The following is a 15,429-nucleotide window of genomic DNA, read 5'->3' on the forward strand; positions in this document are numbered from 1 at the left end:
AAGATGCAACAACAGTTTTCTTCGACTTTGTTGGAAAAGGCAGTGGCGGAGTTTTCTAAATTGCCAGGTATAGGGCGCAAAACAGCTTTGCGCCTTGTACTTTTTATGCTCAAGCGTAAGAGTGAGGATGTGGAACTCTTTGCTGATACCATTTCCAGGATGCGGCGTGAAGTGAAATATTGCAGAGTTTGTCATAATATCAGCGATACTGATGTCTGTCCGATCTGTTCTGATTCCCGGCGCGATGCTTCTACCATCTGTGTTGTCGAGAATGTGCAGGATGTACTGGCGATAGAAAACACGCAGCAGTTTCACGGACTTTATCATGTCTTGGGCGGCATCATTTCGCCGATGGATGGTATCGGTCCTTCGGATATAGAGATAGAATCGCTGGTTCAGCGTGTGGCTGAAGGTGGGGTGAAGGAGGTGATTTTTGCTCTCAGCAGTACGATGGAGGGTGATACTACCAACTTCTATATCTCCCGTAAACTTGCTGATTATCCTGTTAAACTCTCTGTTATCGCCCGTGGTATCTCGGTGGGTGATGAATTGGAGTATACAGATGAGGTTACCCTCGGACGGAGTATTCTGAACAGAACTCCATTTGGACAATAACAAAAGACAACAAAATGAAAATCAAACAAGTACAACGAATATTGATGACCAATTTCCTCTTTGTCCTGTTGGTAGGATTCCTGCTGGTCTTGCTCTATGAGACAGAGATTCTGGAACCTACTAATCTGGCAGGGGATGTTACGTTGGTCTATGTGATAACCGTAGCGATGGAGTTTCTTACCATTGCCGTTATTCCTTTGGCGCTCAAACTCTTCAGTTTCAAGGCTATTCACCGTCAGTTGGTAACCCGTAAGGGAGATGCACTTCTTCCTCTGGGCACTGCCCGTCTGAATATGCTCTGCTTGCCAATGCTGATCAATACGTTTATGTATTATCAGACGATGGCGCCTGCTTTCGGATATATGGCTATCATCCTTTTTCTCTGTCTCTTCTTTGTTTATCCTTCTGTCGGAAGATGTGAGGACGAAACAACAGAGGCGGAAGGTTAAACTCTCAGTATCTAATATTTGCTATTCGATATGAAACTCAGTGTTGTCATAGTAAGCTATAATGTGAAGTACTATCTTGCCCAGTGTCTGCGTTCGGTAGAGAAAGCTATCGGCGTGTTGGAGTGTGGGCAGCAGGGTGATGCAAGTGGCGATACGGCAGAGATTATCGTGGTTGATAATCATTCTCAGGATGGAACGGTGGAATATCTCGAACAGTGTTTCCCGGTTTCCCGATATCCTAATCTCCATGTTGTAGCCTGTACGCATAATAACGGATTTGCCCGTGCCAACAATCTTGCTATCCGCAAGAGCGAGAGTGATCTGGTTCTTTTGCTGAATCCGGATACTATTATCGGTGAGCATGTTCTCAAGGATGCTGTCAGTTTTATGCGTTCTCATCCTGATGCCGGTGCTCTGGGTGTAAGGATGTTGGGAGCCAATGGCAAACCAGCTCCTGAGAGTAGGAGAGGATTGCCTTCTCCGATGGTGGCTTTCTATAAGATGATGGGCTTGTGCAGCCGTTTTCCTCAGCATCGCAGTTTCGGTCATTATTACATGGGTTATCTTCCATGGGATAAGCCGGCAAAGATAGAGGTTGTGAGCGGTGCTTTCTGTATGATTCGTCGTGAAGCCTTGCAGAAGGTGGGGTTGCTGGATGAGGATTTCTTCATGTATGGCGAGGATATTGATCTTTCTTACCGTATCTTGAAGGGTGGTTATCAGAACTATTATCTGCCTGTAGATATCCTGCATTACAAAGGTGAAAGCACTCAGAAGTCGAGCTTCCGCTATGTTCATGTGTTTTACGAGGCGATGCTTATCTTCTTCCGTAAACATTATTCGGGCATGTCGCATCTCTTGAGTATTCCTATCAAATTTGCCATCTATGCCCGTGCCTCTGTAGCTTTTACGCAGATGATGACTGCGAGAATCAGAAAGAGTCTGGGATTCTTTTCTCCTTCTCATGTCGACCTGTCAAACCAGGTATTGTTTGATGCTGACGAGATGAGCTATGAAGAGATGCTGCATCAGCTTGCGCAGCGGTCTGACGAGAATATCAAACTGGCTACCTATACGAAGGACATCGGTAAGGTGATTACGGATAGGGAGGTGATGGATAAGGATGAATTTGGTTATTTATAAGGATAGATTTATTTCTATATTATAAGGTACGCGCGTACATTATTAATAAGTGTAGTTTATGAAAGAACCGAATATTCGATTACGTGCTTTAGAGTTGGAAGATCTTGATTTTCTCTACCAGATAGAGAATGATGATCGGCTTTGGGAACTGGGTGTTTCCAATGTTCCATATTCGCGCCGGGTGCTGCTCGACTATATAACCAGTGCTTCGGCAGATATTTATGTAGATAATCAGGTGCGCCTGATAGTAGAGAATGAGCAGAATGAGCAGGTGGGTATCCTGGATCTTACAGATTTTGATCCCCGTCATCACCGTGCCGAACTCGGAATTGTCATCAAAAAGGAGTTTCAGGGGCAGGGTTACGCGAAGGCTTCTGTGTCACGCTTGTTGCAATATGCTCGGAATGTACTTCATCTTCAGCAGATTTATGCTATTGTAGGTATCAGAAACCAAAAAGCGGCTAAAATGCTGCAATCTGTTGGATTTGAGGGGAATAATGTCCTGAAACAATGGCTTTGTAGCCCAGTTGGATATGAGGATGCGATGTTTTTTCAATATTTTCTGTAAAAAAGTTGCATAAAAATTTGGTAGAACCAAAAAAAAGTAGTACCTTTGCACTCGCAAATGAAAAATGAGCGCTAAGCCATTCAATTTGATTTCATGATTGGTGCGTTAGTTCAGTTGGTTAGAATGCCTGCCTGTCACGCAGGAGGTCACGAGTTCGAGTCTCGTACGCACCGCTCAAAATCATCTTGCAGGTTTGCCAAAATAGTTTGGTGCGTTAGTTCAGTTGGTTAGAATGCCTGCCTGTCACGCAGGAGGTCACGAGTTCGAGTCTCGTACGCACCGCTAATTTCATTTGAACATTTCGACTCCTCCATAATAATAATGGTGCGTTAGTTCAGTTGGTTAGAATGCCTGCCTGTCACGCAGGAGGTCACGAGTTCGAGTCTCGTACGCACCGCAGAAACCTTCGAGAGTGATCTCGGAGGTTTTTTGTTTTTATTTAAATCTAAGAGAATATGGCTATCGTTATCACAGTTCTGGCATACTTCTGTGTGCTGCTGCTCTTCAGTCATCTTACTGCCCGTAAAATGGCAAGTAATGAAACTTTCTATCGTGCCAACCGCCGTTCGCCTTGGTATATGGTTGCTTTCGGTATGGTGGGTGCGTCTATTTCGGGCATCACTTTTGTCAGTGTGCCGGGCATGGTGATGAGAACGGATATGACCTACCTTCAGATGTGCATCGGTTTCATCCTGGGTTATTTCCTGGTTGCCTTTCTTTTGCTTCCTATCTATTACCGGTATAATCTCACTACGATTTACGGTTATCTGCAGCAGCGGTTGGGGGAACGTTCGTATAAGACTGGAGCTTCGTTCTTCCTCTTGTCCAAGATGACGGGTGCGGCGGTCCGTTTCTTTGTCGTCTGTATCCTCTTGCAGCGTTTCGTGCTCGATGGGATTGGTGTTCCGTTCTGGGTCACGGTTCCTGTCATGGTACTGCTTATCTGGCTTTATACGCGCAAGGGTGGCATCAAGACGCTGGTGTGGACGGATACCTTTCAGACGCTCTGTATGTTTGCTGCGCTCATCCTCATTATCTGTCAGGTGATGTCGGCGTTGGGCATGACTCCTTCCGAAGCAATCACTGCGATAGCTCACGACAGTCATTCCCGTATTTTTGTCTTTGATGACTGGATGTCGAAACAGAATTTCTGGAAACAGTTCCTCAGCGGTGTCTTTGTAGTGATTGTGATGACTGGTCTTGATCAGGACATGATGCAGAAGAATCTTACCTGCAAGTCGCTCCGTGAGGCCCAGAAGGATGTTTGCAGCTATGGTTTTGCCTTTGTGCCTGCCAATCTGCTTTTCCTGAGTCTGGGTGTGTTGCTGGTGATGCTGGCTCAGAAACAGGGCGTAGCGCTGCCGCAGGCTCCGGATGATCTGTTGCCGATTTTTGCGGCTTCGGGGGCGATGGGAAACCTGGTGGTGGTCTTGTTTACCATTGGCATTGTGGCGGCAAGTTTCTCCAGTGCCGATTCAGCATTGACCGCCATTACTACGAGTCTCTGTGTGGATATATTGGGCAGGAAAGAGGATATGAAGCTCCGCAAGCGTATGCATCTGCTGGTGGCTTTCGTCTTCATGCTCTTCATCATTGCTTTCAAGGCGATTAATTCTACGAGCGTGATAGATGCCATCTACATCCTCTGCTCTTATACTTACGGTCCGCTGTTGGGTTTGTTTGCCTTCAGTCTGCTCACCAAGCGTCAGGTAAACGACCGCTGGTCGCCATGGGTCTGCATCGCCAGTCCGCTCATCTGCTTCGCCATCGATACCCTTACCTCGCAGTATGTGGGCTATAAGTTCGGCTATGAGCTTCTGATGCTGAATGGCGCTCTGACATTTGCAGGTCTCGCCCTTATAAAAAAAGAAACAGTTAAATACAAACAATAATGAGAACAAAAGTATTATTCGCAGCATTGTTGCTCAGTGCAACAACTGCTTTTGCCCAGCAGGAGAAGTTGGGCTCCGGTATTGACAAGACCAACATGGACTTGACCATCAAGCCGGGTAATGATTTCTATCGCTATGCCGCAGGCAACTGGATGAAGAATCATCCACTCGATGCCGAGCATACCGACAATGGTGCTTTCACCGACCTCTTTGAGCAGAACCAGAAGCGCATTCAGGACATCATCCTTGAATATGCTTCCAAGCCACAGCAGAAGGGGTCACTCGGACAGAAGATCGGTTCGCTCTACAACCTCCGTATGGACAGCGTTCGCCTGAACAAGGAGGGCTGGGCACCTATCAAGCCAACTCTCGACCGCGTTGCAGCCATCAAGGACCGCAGAGAGTATCAGCTCGTTACCGCTCAGCTCGATTTCCGTGGCGAGGGTACCATGATGTATGGCATCGGTGTGGGCGCCGACCTTCGTGATGCCGCCAACAACCTCGTTGAGGTAGACCAGAGTGGTCTTGGTCTTGGTGTACGCGATTATTATGTAAACGATGACGAGCAGACCAAGAAGATTCGTGATGCATACAAGGCTTATATGAAGAAGCTCTTCCAGATGGTAGGCAACGACGAGGCTACCGCCCAGAAGAAGATGGAGGCTGTGATGGCTATTGAGACCCGCATCGCTAAGGCAAGCTATAGCCAGGTACAGCTCCGCGACATCGACAAGAACTATCACAAGATGACCTACAACCAGCTCGTGCTCGATTATCCTGGCATCGACTGGGGCAATGTGTTCCTGGCATCCGGTTTCCCTGCTTTCAAGGAAATTTGCGTGGGTCAGCCTGAACCAATCCACGAGGTTGAGAAGATTCTCGCAGAGACCTCTCTGGATGATCTGAAAACATACGCAGAGATCAAGGTGATTTCTGGTGCAACCAGCGTATTGAGTGATGATTTCCGTGCCGTATCCTTTGAGTTGAGCAAGGTAATGAGCGGTGTTCAGCAGGACCGTCCTCGCTGGAAGCGTGCCGTAAGTACCGTGAGCGGTGTGTTGGGCGAGGCTATCGGAAAGATTTACGTAGAGAAGTACTTCCCGGAGAGCAGCAAGAAACGTATGCTCGAACTGGTTCACAATCTCCAGACTGCGCTTTCACAGCGCATCGACGAGGCTACATGGATGAGTGCTGCTACCAAGGCACAGGCTAAGGATAAGCTGGAGAACTTCATCATCAAGATCGGCTATCCTGACAAGTGGAAGGACTATAGCGGATTGCAGGTAGATGATAGCCTTTCTCTCTACGAGAATATGGCAAATATCTCTGAGTTCTTTACCAAGGATGAAATCGCCCGCAAGGTGAACAAGCCGGTAGATAAGACAGAGTGGGGAATGACTCCTCAGACTATCAATGCTTATTATAACCCAACTACCAACGAGATCTGCTTCCCTGCAGCTATTCTCCAGCCTCCATTCTTCGACCCAACAGCCGATGATGCGATGAACTATGGTGGTATCGGTGCTGTAATCGGTCATGAGATGAGTCATGGCTTTGACGATCAGGGCAGCCAGTTTGACAAGACTGGTAACCAGCACAACTGGTGGACTGCTGCTGACAAGAAGAACTTCGAGTCTCGCACCAAGATCCTGGTTGACCATTTCAACCAGATTGAGTTGGCTGGCAAGAAGGTAAACGGCCAGATGACCCTGGGTGAGAATATCGGTGACAATGGTGGTTTGAACATCGCTTTCCGTGCACTTCAGAATGTGATGAAGACAGAGAAGTTGGGTGTGAAGGATGAATTTACTCCAGAACAGCGCTTCTTCCTGGCATGGGCACGTGTATGGGCAGGCAATGCCCGTCCTGAGTACCTGCAGTATCTGATGACCGTGGATGTTCACTCTCCAAACGAGGCTCGTGTGAACGGTGCCCTCCCGATGGTGGATTCATGGTATAAGGCATTCAACATCAAAAAGGGCGACAAGCTCTTTGTTCCTAAGAACAAGCGTGCACATATCTGGTAAAAACATAAAAAAAGTCTTGCAGGCTATATGCTTGCAAGACTTTTTTTTATCTAATCATTACTTCGTTCCGAAATAAAGGAAGAGCATTCCGAGCAGAACGAGGAGGAGATCTACGAACTTCGCCTTGAGATTCTTCTCATGGAAGATGGCTGCACCGAAGAGGAAGCTGACGATGACCGAACCGCGGCGAATCATGCTCACGATACTGATCATGGCGCCAGGCAGACTCAGAGCGTAGAAATAAACGAAGTCGGCTGCCGAAAGGAAGATGCTGATGAAGATGATACTCCAGTGCCAGTGGAATGGGGTAGAATTCTTCTTGGTAGGCCACCATATCATCAGCAGCATGGCTCCCATCAGGAAACACTGGTAGATGTTGTACCAGCTCTGCACAATCATTCTGTCTAATCCTACACCACCATTCTCTGGTGGAGCCATCAGATACTTGTCGTAGAGACCGCTTATTGCACCGAGCACGGCAGCCAGCACGATGAAGTAAATCCATTTGTTGTGTTTGAAGTCGATACCCTCTTTCTTGCCGCTGCGCGAAAGCATGGCGAAGGAGATGATGGCAAGTATGACACCAACCCACTGATACAGATTCAGTACCTCGCCATAAACCAGCAGGGCACCCACGAGTGTCATTACCGGTCGGGTGGCGTTGATAGGTCCCACGATGGTGAGCGGCAGGTGTTTCATGCCGAAATAACCGAAAATCCAGCTGCTCAATACGATGAAACTCTTGAGCACGATGTACTTGTGAACTTCCCATCCGCCTTCTGCTACATGAAACATCGTTCCATCCAGCGAATTTCCTGTATAGCTCATCACGATGAACGGCAGGAAGATGAGCGATGAGAAGAGCGTGTTCAGAAAGAGCACGGGAATCACTGCGTTACCTGAAAGCGCCTTCTTCTTGAAGGCATCATAAAATCCCAGCAGCGCTGCTGAGAGAAATGCTAATACTAACCACATTTTTATGAATGTTAAATGTTGAATGTTGAATGTTGAATGAGGCTCGCGCCCTTGTGTTTCTAATCATTTAATCTTTGAAATCATACCCCACCTCTTCCAGGAACAATGCGTTACCCGGCATGCTTTCGCCTGCATCGCTGCGGCTTCCGTTGTGCAGGATATCGAGAAACTGTTCCATCGTAATCTTTTCTCTGCCTACATCGATGAGCGTTCCCACTACGGCTCTCACCATGTTTCTCAGGAAACGGTTGGCGGTAATCTCAAAATACCAGGTGGTAGGAGAGGTCTGTATCCATCGGGCGGCTGTTACGTGGCAGATGGTAGTCTTGTTGTCGCCACCCGCCTTGCAGAATGCCGCATAGTCTTCGTGATGCAGAAAATGCTGAGCCGCCTCGTTCATCTTCTCGAAATTCAGGGGATAGTTCATCTGCAGTGAATAATGGCGCTCAAACGGATTTTTCTGCGTATGTATATAATAATGGTATGTGCGCGAGATGGCAGAGAAACGGGCATGCATCTCTGGGGCTACCTCCCTTACTTCGTATACGGCGATGTCGCGGGGCAGGATGCGGTTCAGGCGGTATACCAGCTGGTCGGGTTCCATCGGAATCCTGTCGGTATCGAAGTGGGCTGCCATGTGTCGTGCATGTACGCCGGTATCGGTCCTTCCTGCTCCCACCACCTCCATTTCCTTTCTCAGAAGTATGGAGAGGGCGCGCTGCAACTCCTGCTGCACCGAATTGGCATTGGGCTGAATCTGCCAGCCGTGGTAGTTGGTGCCGTCGTAACCGAAGAATATGAAATATCTCATGATAATCTTTGAACTTTATTGTTTTTTGCTATGAACTTTGAGCTTTGATTTGTTCTACGTTCTTTGCTTAATTCGGGTGCAAAGTTACTAAAAAAACGTGAAATATGGTATAATAATACAGATTTTTTTCAAAAATGGTACAATCTTGAAAGAAAAGTTCAATTTTATTTTGCAAATTGACAATAATTGTGTACTTTTGCCAACGTTTTTGATATTATAGATTATGGCACAGAACATATTCAAGGGTTTAGGTGTTGCCCTTATTACTCCTTTCAACACCGATGGCTCGGTTGATTATCAGTCGCTCAAGCGATTGGTAGAGTTTCAAATTGACAATGGTGCAGACTTCCTTTGCATCCTTGCCACAACTGGTGAGGCTCCATGTCTTACACAGGAAGAGAAAGATAAAATCACAGAATTGGTGAAAGACGTGAACAAGGGTCGCATCAAGATATTGAAATATTGTGGCGGTAATAATACTGCTGCTGTCGTTGAAGAAATCAAGAACACCGACTGGAGTGGCATCGATGGCATCCTCAGTATCTGTCCTTACTACAACAAACCTTCTCAGGAAGGTCTCTATCAGCACTTCAAGGCCATCGCCCAGGTTAGTCCGCTGCCTATCGTGCTCTACAATGTTCCTGGCAGAACCGGTGTCAATATGAAGCCTGAAACAACCTGCCGTATCGCCCGCGACTTCCCTAATGTGGTAGCCGTGAAGGAGGCTAGTGGCAGTCTGGAACAGGTAGATGAGATTATCAAGAACAAGCCTGATAATTTTGATGTTATCAGCGGCGATGATGCGCTTACCTTCTCAATGATTGCCAGTGGTGCTGCCGGCGTTATCTCTGTTATCGGCAATGCCCTGCCTAAGGCTTTCAGCCGCATGATCCGTCTCGAGTTCCGTGGCGAATATGAACCAGCCCGTAAGATTCATCATTCTTTCACCGAGCTCTACAGTCTGCTCTTCGTTGACGGTAACCCTGCTGGCGTAAAGGCGCTCCTCAATGATATGGGCTTCATCGAGAACGAGCTCCGTCTGCCTCTGGTTCCTACCCGTATCGCAACCAAGCAGAAGATGAGCGACATTCTGAAGACTTTGAATATCTAAAATATTGATTAGTTATTAATCATTTAGTACCATGGCAGAAGATAGAAGAATCATACACGAGATAACACCGCTGATGGGTAAGGATGTGCTCTATATTGCAGACCGACACAAGAAGGAGTTTACTTATCCTATCCATAACCATTCGGTGTACGAGTTGAACTTTGTTGAGAATGCAAAGGGAGTAAGAAGAATCGTTGGAGATTCGCAGGAGGTGATAGGCGATTATGATCTCTGTCTCATCACATCGCCCGATCTGGAGCATGTATGGGAGCAGAACGAATGCCACAGCGATGACATCCGTGAGATTACCGTCCAGTTTGATTTCTCCATGAGTGATGAAACGCTCTTCGGAAGAAATCCCTACGCCAGCATTACCCGTATGATGCAGGAAGCGAAGAAGGGACTTTCATTCCCGATGCAGGCAATCATGAAGGTATACGGATTGCTCGATACTTTAAGTTCCGTAAAAGACGGTTTCTATGCCGTACAGCAGTTCCTGACCATTCTCTACGAACTGTCACGCTGCGAAAATGCCCGCACCCTGGCTTCCAGCAGTTATGCCAAGGTAACGGTAGAAGACGATAGCCGGCGCATCCTGAAGGTGAAGAATTTCATCTCCAAGAACTATATGGATGAACTCCGTCTGCCGGAGCTTGCCTCGCTGGCAGGCATGAGCAGCAGTGCGTTCAGCCGTTTCTTCAAGCTTCATACCGGCAGAAATATCTCTGAGTATATCATCGACCTGCGGCTGGGTTATGCTGCCCGCATGCTGGTAGATACCGCCAAGAGTATCAGCGAGATAGGTTTTGATTGCGGATTCAACAATCTCAGCAACTTCAACCGCATCTTCAAGAAAAAGAAAGGATGCTCGCCAAGCGAGTTCCGTGAAAGCTATCATAAGACAAGAATCATTGTATAATACAGCCTACGTAATCGTTTAAGTGAAATTATCAAAAATATTTCGCTTAAACGATTCTTTTTTCCGATATTTGTTGTATCTTTGCGCTACAATTTGAAATGTATAAATAAACATTTAAAAACTACGATAACGAATTATGAAGCAATTTATGGATGAAAACTTCCTGCTCGACACGAAGACTGCACAGGATCTTTTCCACAATCATGCGGCTAAAATGCCAATTATCGATTATCACTGCCACCTCATCCCTGAGATGGTAGCCAATGATCACAAGTTTAAGAGTATTACAGAACTTTGGCTCGGCGGTGACCACTACAAGTGGCGTGCTATGCGTACCAACGGTGTAGATGAGCGCTTCTGCACAGGTACTGATACTAGCGACTGGGAGAAGTTCGAGAAGTGGGCTGAAACAGTGCCTTATACTTTCCGTAACCCTCTCTATCATTGGACTCATCTGGAGCTCAAGACTGCTTTCGGTATCGATAAGCAGCTCAGTCCTAAGACTGCCCGTGAAATCTACGATGAGTGTAACGAGAAGTTGCAGTTGCCTGAGTTCAGCGCTCGTGGCTTGATGCGTCATTATAATGTAGAGTGTGTTTGTACAACAGACGACCCAATCGATGACCTGCGTTACCACAAGCAGACACGTGAGAGCGGTTTCGAAATCAAGATGATTCCTGCTTGGCGTCCTGACAAGGCTATGAACATCGAGAAGCCAGATTTCGCTGACTATATGAACAAGCTCGGTGAGGTAGCAGGTGTTAACCTCGTTACATTCCAGGATATGGTTGATGCTTTGCAGAAGCGTCACGACTTCTTTACTGAGAACGGCTGTAAGTTGAGCGACCACGGTATCGAGGAGTTCTACGATGAGCCATACACAGATTCTCAGATTGAGACTATCTTTGCCAAGGCTATGCGTGGCCAGCAGCTTTCTGCTCTCGAAATCCGTCAGTACAAGCATGCATTCCTCAAGGTTTGCGCTGAGATGGATCACGCTGCCGACTGGACACAGCAGTACCACTATGGTGCTATCCGCGACAACAATACACTGATGTACAACAAGCTCGGTGCTGATACCGGTTTCGATTCTATCGGTGAGTTCACTACAGCCAAGGCTATGAGCAGCTTCCTCAATGAGCTCAACATGGAGGGTAAGCTTACACGTACTATCCTCTATACATTGAACCCATGTGCCAACGAGGTAATCGCTACCATGCTCGGTAACTTCCAGGATGGTTCTTGCCCAGGTAAGATCCAGTTTGGTTCTGGCTGGTGGTTCAACGATCAGCTCGATGGTATGACCCGCCAGATGAATGCACTCTCTGTATTGGGTCTCCTGAGCCGTTTCGTAGGTATGTTGACCGACTCACGTTCATTCCTCAGCTACCCACGTCACGAGTACTTCCGTCGTTTGCTCTGCAACCTCCTCGGCAATGATGTAGAGAAGGGCTTGCTTCCTAACGACATGGAGAGCCTCTCTCGTATGGTAGAGGATATCTCTTACAACAATGCTCGCAACTACTTCAAGTTCTATTAATCCATAGAACAGAAGCAATTTATACTAAGACAAATCCCTTCACGGCATCCCGGTGGTGTTGTGGAGGGATTTGATGTTTTATCGTGAAACCAATACTTTAAGCTTATGGGGGTAATAAACAGAATACTAGGTTTTTATGAAGATATCAGAGAGTTCAATTCTTCTAATATCAAAGACTTCCGGGGCAAGCTCAAGTCTTGGATCAAGATGGGTATGCTTGCCGGTCGCATCTTCTATCTCAAGGATATGTGGGCCAGGGATGTGGCAGCCTTGACTTTTGCCTCCTTCATGGCTCTGATACCTTTCATGGCAATGATGTTTGTCATAGCCCGTGGTTTCGGCTATGCCTCTCTGCTCGAATCCTGGCTCTCTACCACCTTCGAGGCACAGCCCGTTGTGGCGCAGACCATCGTTAACTTCGTTCACAATTATATCGAGAATACGCAGAGCAACTATATCATCGGTACGGGTATCGTGATGTTTCTCTATACCATCGTTTCGCTGATGCAGAAGATAGAGCTTACCTTCGATGATATCTGGCATACGGGCGAGCGTTCGTGGAAGCAGATTGTTACCGAATATCCTACCATTCTGTTTGGTCTGGGACTGCTGATTCTCTTTGCTTCGAGCATCAATGTATGGACGGTGAATATGGTGGATAATGTAGACAGGATAGCGGATATCGGTGATACCATTCCTTCGTTCATCCTTCATCTGGCGGCTTTTGTTCCGATGTTCCTGTTCTTCGTGTTCTGCTATTATGTCATCCCGAATACCTATATCCGGGTGCGCAGCACCCTGGTTCCATCGTTCCTGGCGGGTGTCTGCATGACGGCACTTCAGTATGGATATATCTATCTGCAGGTTTTTCTGTCCAGCTACAATGTCATCTATGGTTCGCTGGCAGCCATTCCGCTTTTCCTGTTATGGCTTCAGATTTCGTGGGCTATCGTAGTGTTTGGCGCCTTGCTTTGCCATACCAACCAGAACATCCATTATTATGATGGTGATTTGCAGTACGATTACCTGAAACTGGTGCAGCGCATCAAGGTTTGTGGGGTAGTGATGCATCTGGTATGTCGTCGGTTCAATCAGGGCGAACAGGCGTATACTCCGAAAGAAATTCATGATTTAACGAAGATACCTCAACAGATTGTCAACCAGTCGGTTAAGGAACTGTTACGTGCCCGTTTGCTGGTAGAAATCCGGAATGGTAAGAAGAGCAGTTTTGAGGAATCAGTGGTTCTTCATCCGATAGAGAAGATAGAGCATCTTACCTATGGTGTGATGATAGAGCGCCTCTTCAGTTTTGGCGAGGATATCTCAAGTCTGGCCGCATTGGAGTCGGATATGGCGATGTGGAAGGATATCGACATCGTGAATGCAGAGTTCATAGAAAAGGGAAAGCAAATCGCTTTCTGTTAATAAACGGTTTTTTTTAGGCACGGTAATCCGTGCCTAAAAAACTATTAATTTATAGTATCTTATTTCTGGTCATATCCGTCAGAAATCTTTTTTCCCAGTGCTAGCGCCAGTTCAACCTTGGCACCATATCCCTCCAGCTGGTCGGCAAACTTGGCTACCGAATTGCCGGATGCGATGATGTCATCAAAGAGAATGATCTTTTTGCCCTGGAAGAAAGCCTCGTCGATATGGAGTTCATCTACAGGATCGCCATCTTCATCTACATCATGCGTGTAGCTGAAGGCAGGGTAGGCGTTGGTCATGCCCGTAGCCTTGCATATCTCCTCGCTGAACTCCTTGAAACGGCGCTTGGTATGCGCCTCAAGAGCTGCAGGAATGCAGACCAGGGTAAACTGTGCTGCCTCTTCGCCCAAAAGACTCTTCAGCTTGTCTGATACCATTTCGATAGCCTTCTTCAGTGCTTCCTGATGGTCCATCTCCGTAGTGAGCTCAGAGTTACCTTTAAAGTTGACGATAAGGTCGCGTTTTTCCCATTCCTCTGCTGTGAGCTCAAAAGTACCGAAGGCGCTGAATGCAGCGTAGTCGACAAGCCATTTGTAGTGCAGTCCGTTTTTCAGGACTGGCCACGAGTTGATTTCATTTTCGTAATTAGCCATAGACTAGAAATTTTTGATTATTAATAATGCATAGTTTCTGCAAAAATAGGAAATCTTTTCGAATTAATGTGCCGGTTTCATAAAAAAGATTTGTTTTTTAAGTAATATTTCACGTAGCTGCCCTTTTTTTACTTATTTTTTAGTACCTTTGCACCGCATTTTAAGAAATACGTATATTTTTATGACGAGAAAAACAAAACTTCATGAAATCCGCGACTACGTTATCATTGCCCTGGCGATGATAGAAGGTAGTATCGGTTTGAACATCTTCCTGCTTCCCAATCATATCACGATGGGTGGTGTAGGAGGTATCGCTTCTATCCTTTACTGGGGATTTGGCATCCCGGCATCTGTATCTTATCTGGCGCTCAATGTGTTCCTGCTTCTCATCGCATTCCGCATTCTGGGCTATAAGTTCTGTCTGAAGACCATCTATGGTGTTGGTATCTTTGCCTTAACTACCCGTCTGATAGAGACGCATACGGTAGGCATGACGCCGCTGCTTCACGACCAGCCGTTCATGGCAACGGTCATCGGTGCGTTCTTCATGGGCAGCAGTGCCGGTCTGGGTCTTTCCTGCAATGGTTCTACGGGTGGTTCTGATACCGTAGCGGCGATGATCAACAAGTACTGGAACATTTCCCTGGGTCATGCCATCATGATTTGCGACCTGTGCATCATCACCAGTTCTTATCTGGTATTGCGCGATTGGGAGATGGTGATTTACGGTTATGTCTGCCTCTTTGTGCAGTCGCTCTGTGTAGATCATGTGGTGAATGCGTTGCGCCGTTCGGTTCAGTTCTTCATCATCAGCGACAAATATCTGGAGCTCAGTGCAGCCATCAATACTGCTGCCGACCGAGGTTGTACGGTGATGGATGGTCATGGCTGTTACAGTGGCAAGGATGTCCACATGCTGTTTGTATTGGCGCGTCAGCGTGAGTCTCAGAAGATATTCCGTCTTATCGACGAGATTGATCCTACCGCCTTTGTCAGCCAGAGTGCCGTCATCGGTGTTTATGGCGAAGGTTTCGACCGTTTCAAGGTAGGCAAGAAGATAGGTTTGCCGAAAAAGAAATAGATAAACAGAAAAAGGGTGTGTCATAACTGCATGACACACCCTTTTTTTAGTAATTTTCTATGAATAACACTTATTTTTCTTCTGTCGTTGCGCATATTTGAGAGATTTGTACGATTAGCAGGGATTCGGGAAAAATTCCGTTATATGAGGAAAAAGAGTAAAATAATGCATTTTTTTTCAAATTCATTTGGCACTTTCAATAAAAAAATGTAGTTTT

At 46.7% G+C, this 15,429-nt stretch carries 14 protein-coding genes and 3 tRNA genes; 14 read left to right on the forward strand and 3 right to left on the reverse strand.

Features of this window, described 5'->3' with window-relative positions; genetic code table 11:
* Positions 1-3 precede the first annotated feature (3 nt).
* The 9 genes from recR to KUA46_RS04195 all read left to right on the forward strand — a co-directional run bounded on the left by recR (position 4) and on the right by KUA46_RS04195 (position 6,694).
* A complete protein-coding gene (gene recR, locus KUA46_RS04155; protein WP_006846762.1) occupies positions 4-615 on the forward strand; it encodes a recombination mediator RecR in 612 nt (203 codons plus the stop codon).
* Positions 616-629: 14 nt separating this feature from the next.
* Positions 630-1,064 carry a hypothetical protein gene (locus tag KUA46_RS04160; RefSeq protein WP_144155377.1) on the forward strand — a complete coding sequence of 145 codons (435 nt, stop codon included), beginning with the start codon at positions 630-632 and terminating at the stop codon, positions 1,062-1,064.
* Positions 1,065-1,094: 30 nt separating this feature from the next.
* Positions 1,095-2,207, forward strand: a complete 1,113-nt coding sequence (locus tag KUA46_RS04165; RefSeq protein WP_218487751.1) for a glycosyltransferase family 2 protein — start codon at positions 1,095-1,097, stop codon at positions 2,205-2,207.
* A 58-nt stretch (positions 2,208-2,265) separates the two neighbouring features.
* The gene (locus KUA46_RS04170) at positions 2,266-2,775 is read left to right on the forward strand and encodes a GNAT family N-acetyltransferase (RefSeq protein WP_153085512.1); all 510 of its coding nucleotides are present in this window, start codon (positions 2,266-2,268) and stop codon (positions 2,773-2,775) included.
* A 99-nt stretch (positions 2,776-2,874) separates the two neighbouring features.
* Positions 2,875-2,948: transfer RNA gene (locus KUA46_RS04175), tRNA-Asp, on the forward strand.
* Between the two features lie 35 nt (positions 2,949-2,983).
* Positions 2,984-3,057 (forward strand) — tRNA-Asp (locus KUA46_RS04180).
* 41 nt (positions 3,058-3,098) lie between these two features.
* Positions 3,099-3,172: transfer RNA gene (locus KUA46_RS04185), tRNA-Asp, on the forward strand.
* Positions 3,173-3,230: 58 nt separating this feature from the next.
* Positions 3,231-4,667 carry a sodium:solute symporter gene (locus KUA46_RS04190; RefSeq protein ID WP_218487752.1) on the forward strand — a complete coding sequence of 479 codons (1,437 nt, stop codon included), beginning with the start codon at positions 3,231-3,233 and terminating at the stop codon, positions 4,665-4,667.
* Positions 4,667-6,694, forward strand: a complete 2,028-nt coding sequence (locus KUA46_RS04195; RefSeq protein WP_218487753.1) for a M13 family metallopeptidase — start codon at positions 4,667-4,669, stop codon at positions 6,692-6,694. The genes KUA46_RS04190 and KUA46_RS04195 overlap by 1 nt, the downstream gene beginning before the upstream one ends.
* 57 nt (positions 6,695-6,751) lie before the next feature.
* On the opposite strand, the gene KUA46_RS04200 is transcribed toward KUA46_RS04195, so the two are convergent.
* Complete coding sequence (locus KUA46_RS04200) at positions 6,752-7,669, reverse strand: EamA family transporter (protein ID WP_218487754.1); 918 nt, start codon at positions 7,667-7,669, stop codon at positions 6,752-6,754.
* A 67-nt stretch (positions 7,670-7,736) separates the two neighbouring features.
* Positions 7,737-8,480 carry a tRNA pseudouridine(38-40) synthase TruA gene (gene truA, locus KUA46_RS04205; RefSeq protein WP_218487755.1) on the reverse strand — a complete coding sequence of 248 codons (744 nt, stop codon included), beginning with the start codon at positions 8,478-8,480 and terminating at the stop codon, positions 7,737-7,739.
* Positions 8,481-8,703: 223 nt separating this feature from the next.
* Between truA and dapA the strand changes: the two genes are divergently transcribed.
* From dapA to KUA46_RS04225, 4 genes are all read left to right on the forward strand, one after another.
* Positions 8,704-9,591, forward strand: a complete 888-nt coding sequence (gene dapA / locus KUA46_RS04210) for a 4-hydroxy-tetrahydrodipicolinate synthase (RefSeq protein WP_022121062.1) — start codon at positions 8,704-8,706, stop codon at positions 9,589-9,591.
* A gap of 31 nt (positions 9,592-9,622) precedes the next feature.
* On the forward strand, positions 9,623-10,510 hold the full coding sequence (locus KUA46_RS04215; protein ID WP_218487756.1) for an AraC family transcriptional regulator: 888 nt from the start codon (positions 9,623-9,625) through the stop codon (positions 10,508-10,510).
* A 136-nt stretch (positions 10,511-10,646) separates the two neighbouring features.
* Positions 10,647-12,050 carry a glucuronate isomerase gene (gene uxaC / locus KUA46_RS04220; protein WP_117586887.1) on the forward strand — a complete coding sequence of 468 codons (1,404 nt, stop codon included), beginning with the start codon at positions 10,647-10,649 and terminating at the stop codon, positions 12,048-12,050.
* A 105-nt stretch (positions 12,051-12,155) separates the two neighbouring features.
* A complete protein-coding gene (locus KUA46_RS04225) occupies positions 12,156-13,475 on the forward strand; it encodes a YihY/virulence factor BrkB family protein (RefSeq protein ID WP_218487757.1) in 1,320 nt (439 codons plus the stop codon).
* 59 nt (positions 13,476-13,534) lie between these two features.
* Here the strand turns inward: KUA46_RS04225 and KUA46_RS04230 are convergent, their stop codons facing one another.
* Complete coding sequence (locus KUA46_RS04230; protein ID WP_006846750.1) at positions 13,535-14,131, reverse strand: phosphoribosyltransferase; 597 nt, start codon at positions 14,129-14,131, stop codon at positions 13,535-13,537.
* Positions 14,132-14,312: 181 nt separating this feature from the next.
* Between KUA46_RS04230 and KUA46_RS04235 the strand changes: the two genes are divergently transcribed.
* Entirely contained in the window at positions 14,313-15,212 is a 900-nt protein-coding gene (locus KUA46_RS04235) for a YitT family protein (RefSeq protein ID WP_006846749.1), read from the forward strand.
* The last annotated feature ends 217 nt before the right edge of the window (positions 15,213-15,429 follow it).

This window comes from Segatella copri (assembly GCF_019249765.2).
Lineage (GTDB): Bacteria > Bacteroidota > Bacteroidia > Bacteroidales > Bacteroidaceae > Prevotella > Prevotella copri_K.

Excerpts from the sequence above, each read along its gene's own strand:
- recR (WP_006846762.1), top strand. The coding sequence starts at position 4 with ATGCAACAACAGTTTTCTTCGACTTTGTTGGAAAAGGCAGTGGCGGAG.
- KUA46_RS04160 (WP_144155377.1), top strand. The coding sequence starts at position 630 with ATGAAAATCAAACAAGTACAACGAATATTGATGACCAATTTCCTCTTT.
- KUA46_RS04165 (WP_218487751.1), top strand. The coding sequence starts at position 1,095 with ATGAAACTCAGTGTTGTCATAGTAAGCTATAATGTGAAGTACTATCTT.
- KUA46_RS04170 (WP_153085512.1), top strand. The coding sequence starts at position 2,266 with ATGAAAGAACCGAATATTCGATTACGTGCTTTAGAGTTGGAAGATCTT.
- KUA46_RS04190 (WP_218487752.1), top strand. The coding sequence starts at position 3,231 with ATGGCTATCGTTATCACAGTTCTGGCATACTTCTGTGTGCTGCTGCTC.
- KUA46_RS04195 (WP_218487753.1), top strand. The coding sequence starts at position 4,667 with ATGAGAACAAAAGTATTATTCGCAGCATTGTTGCTCAGTGCAACAACT.
- KUA46_RS04200 (WP_218487754.1), bottom strand. The coding sequence starts at position 7,669 with ATGTGGTTAGTATTAGCATTTCTCTCAGCAGCGCTGCTGGGATTTTAT.
- truA (WP_218487755.1), bottom strand. The coding sequence starts at position 8,480 with ATGAGATATTTCATATTCTTCGGTTACGACGGCACCAACTACCACGGC.
- dapA (WP_022121062.1), top strand. The coding sequence starts at position 8,704 with ATGGCACAGAACATATTCAAGGGTTTAGGTGTTGCCCTTATTACTCCT.
- KUA46_RS04215 (WP_218487756.1), top strand. The coding sequence starts at position 9,623 with ATGGCAGAAGATAGAAGAATCATACACGAGATAACACCGCTGATGGGT.
- uxaC (WP_117586887.1), top strand. The coding sequence starts at position 10,647 with ATGAAGCAATTTATGGATGAAAACTTCCTGCTCGACACGAAGACTGCA.
- KUA46_RS04225 (WP_218487757.1), top strand. The coding sequence starts at position 12,156 with ATGGGGGTAATAAACAGAATACTAGGTTTTTATGAAGATATCAGAGAG.
- KUA46_RS04230 (WP_006846750.1), bottom strand. The coding sequence starts at position 14,131 with ATGGCTAATTACGAAAATGAAATCAACTCGTGGCCAGTCCTGAAAAAC.
- KUA46_RS04235 (WP_006846749.1), top strand. The coding sequence starts at position 14,313 with ATGACGAGAAAAACAAAACTTCATGAAATCCGCGACTACGTTATCATT.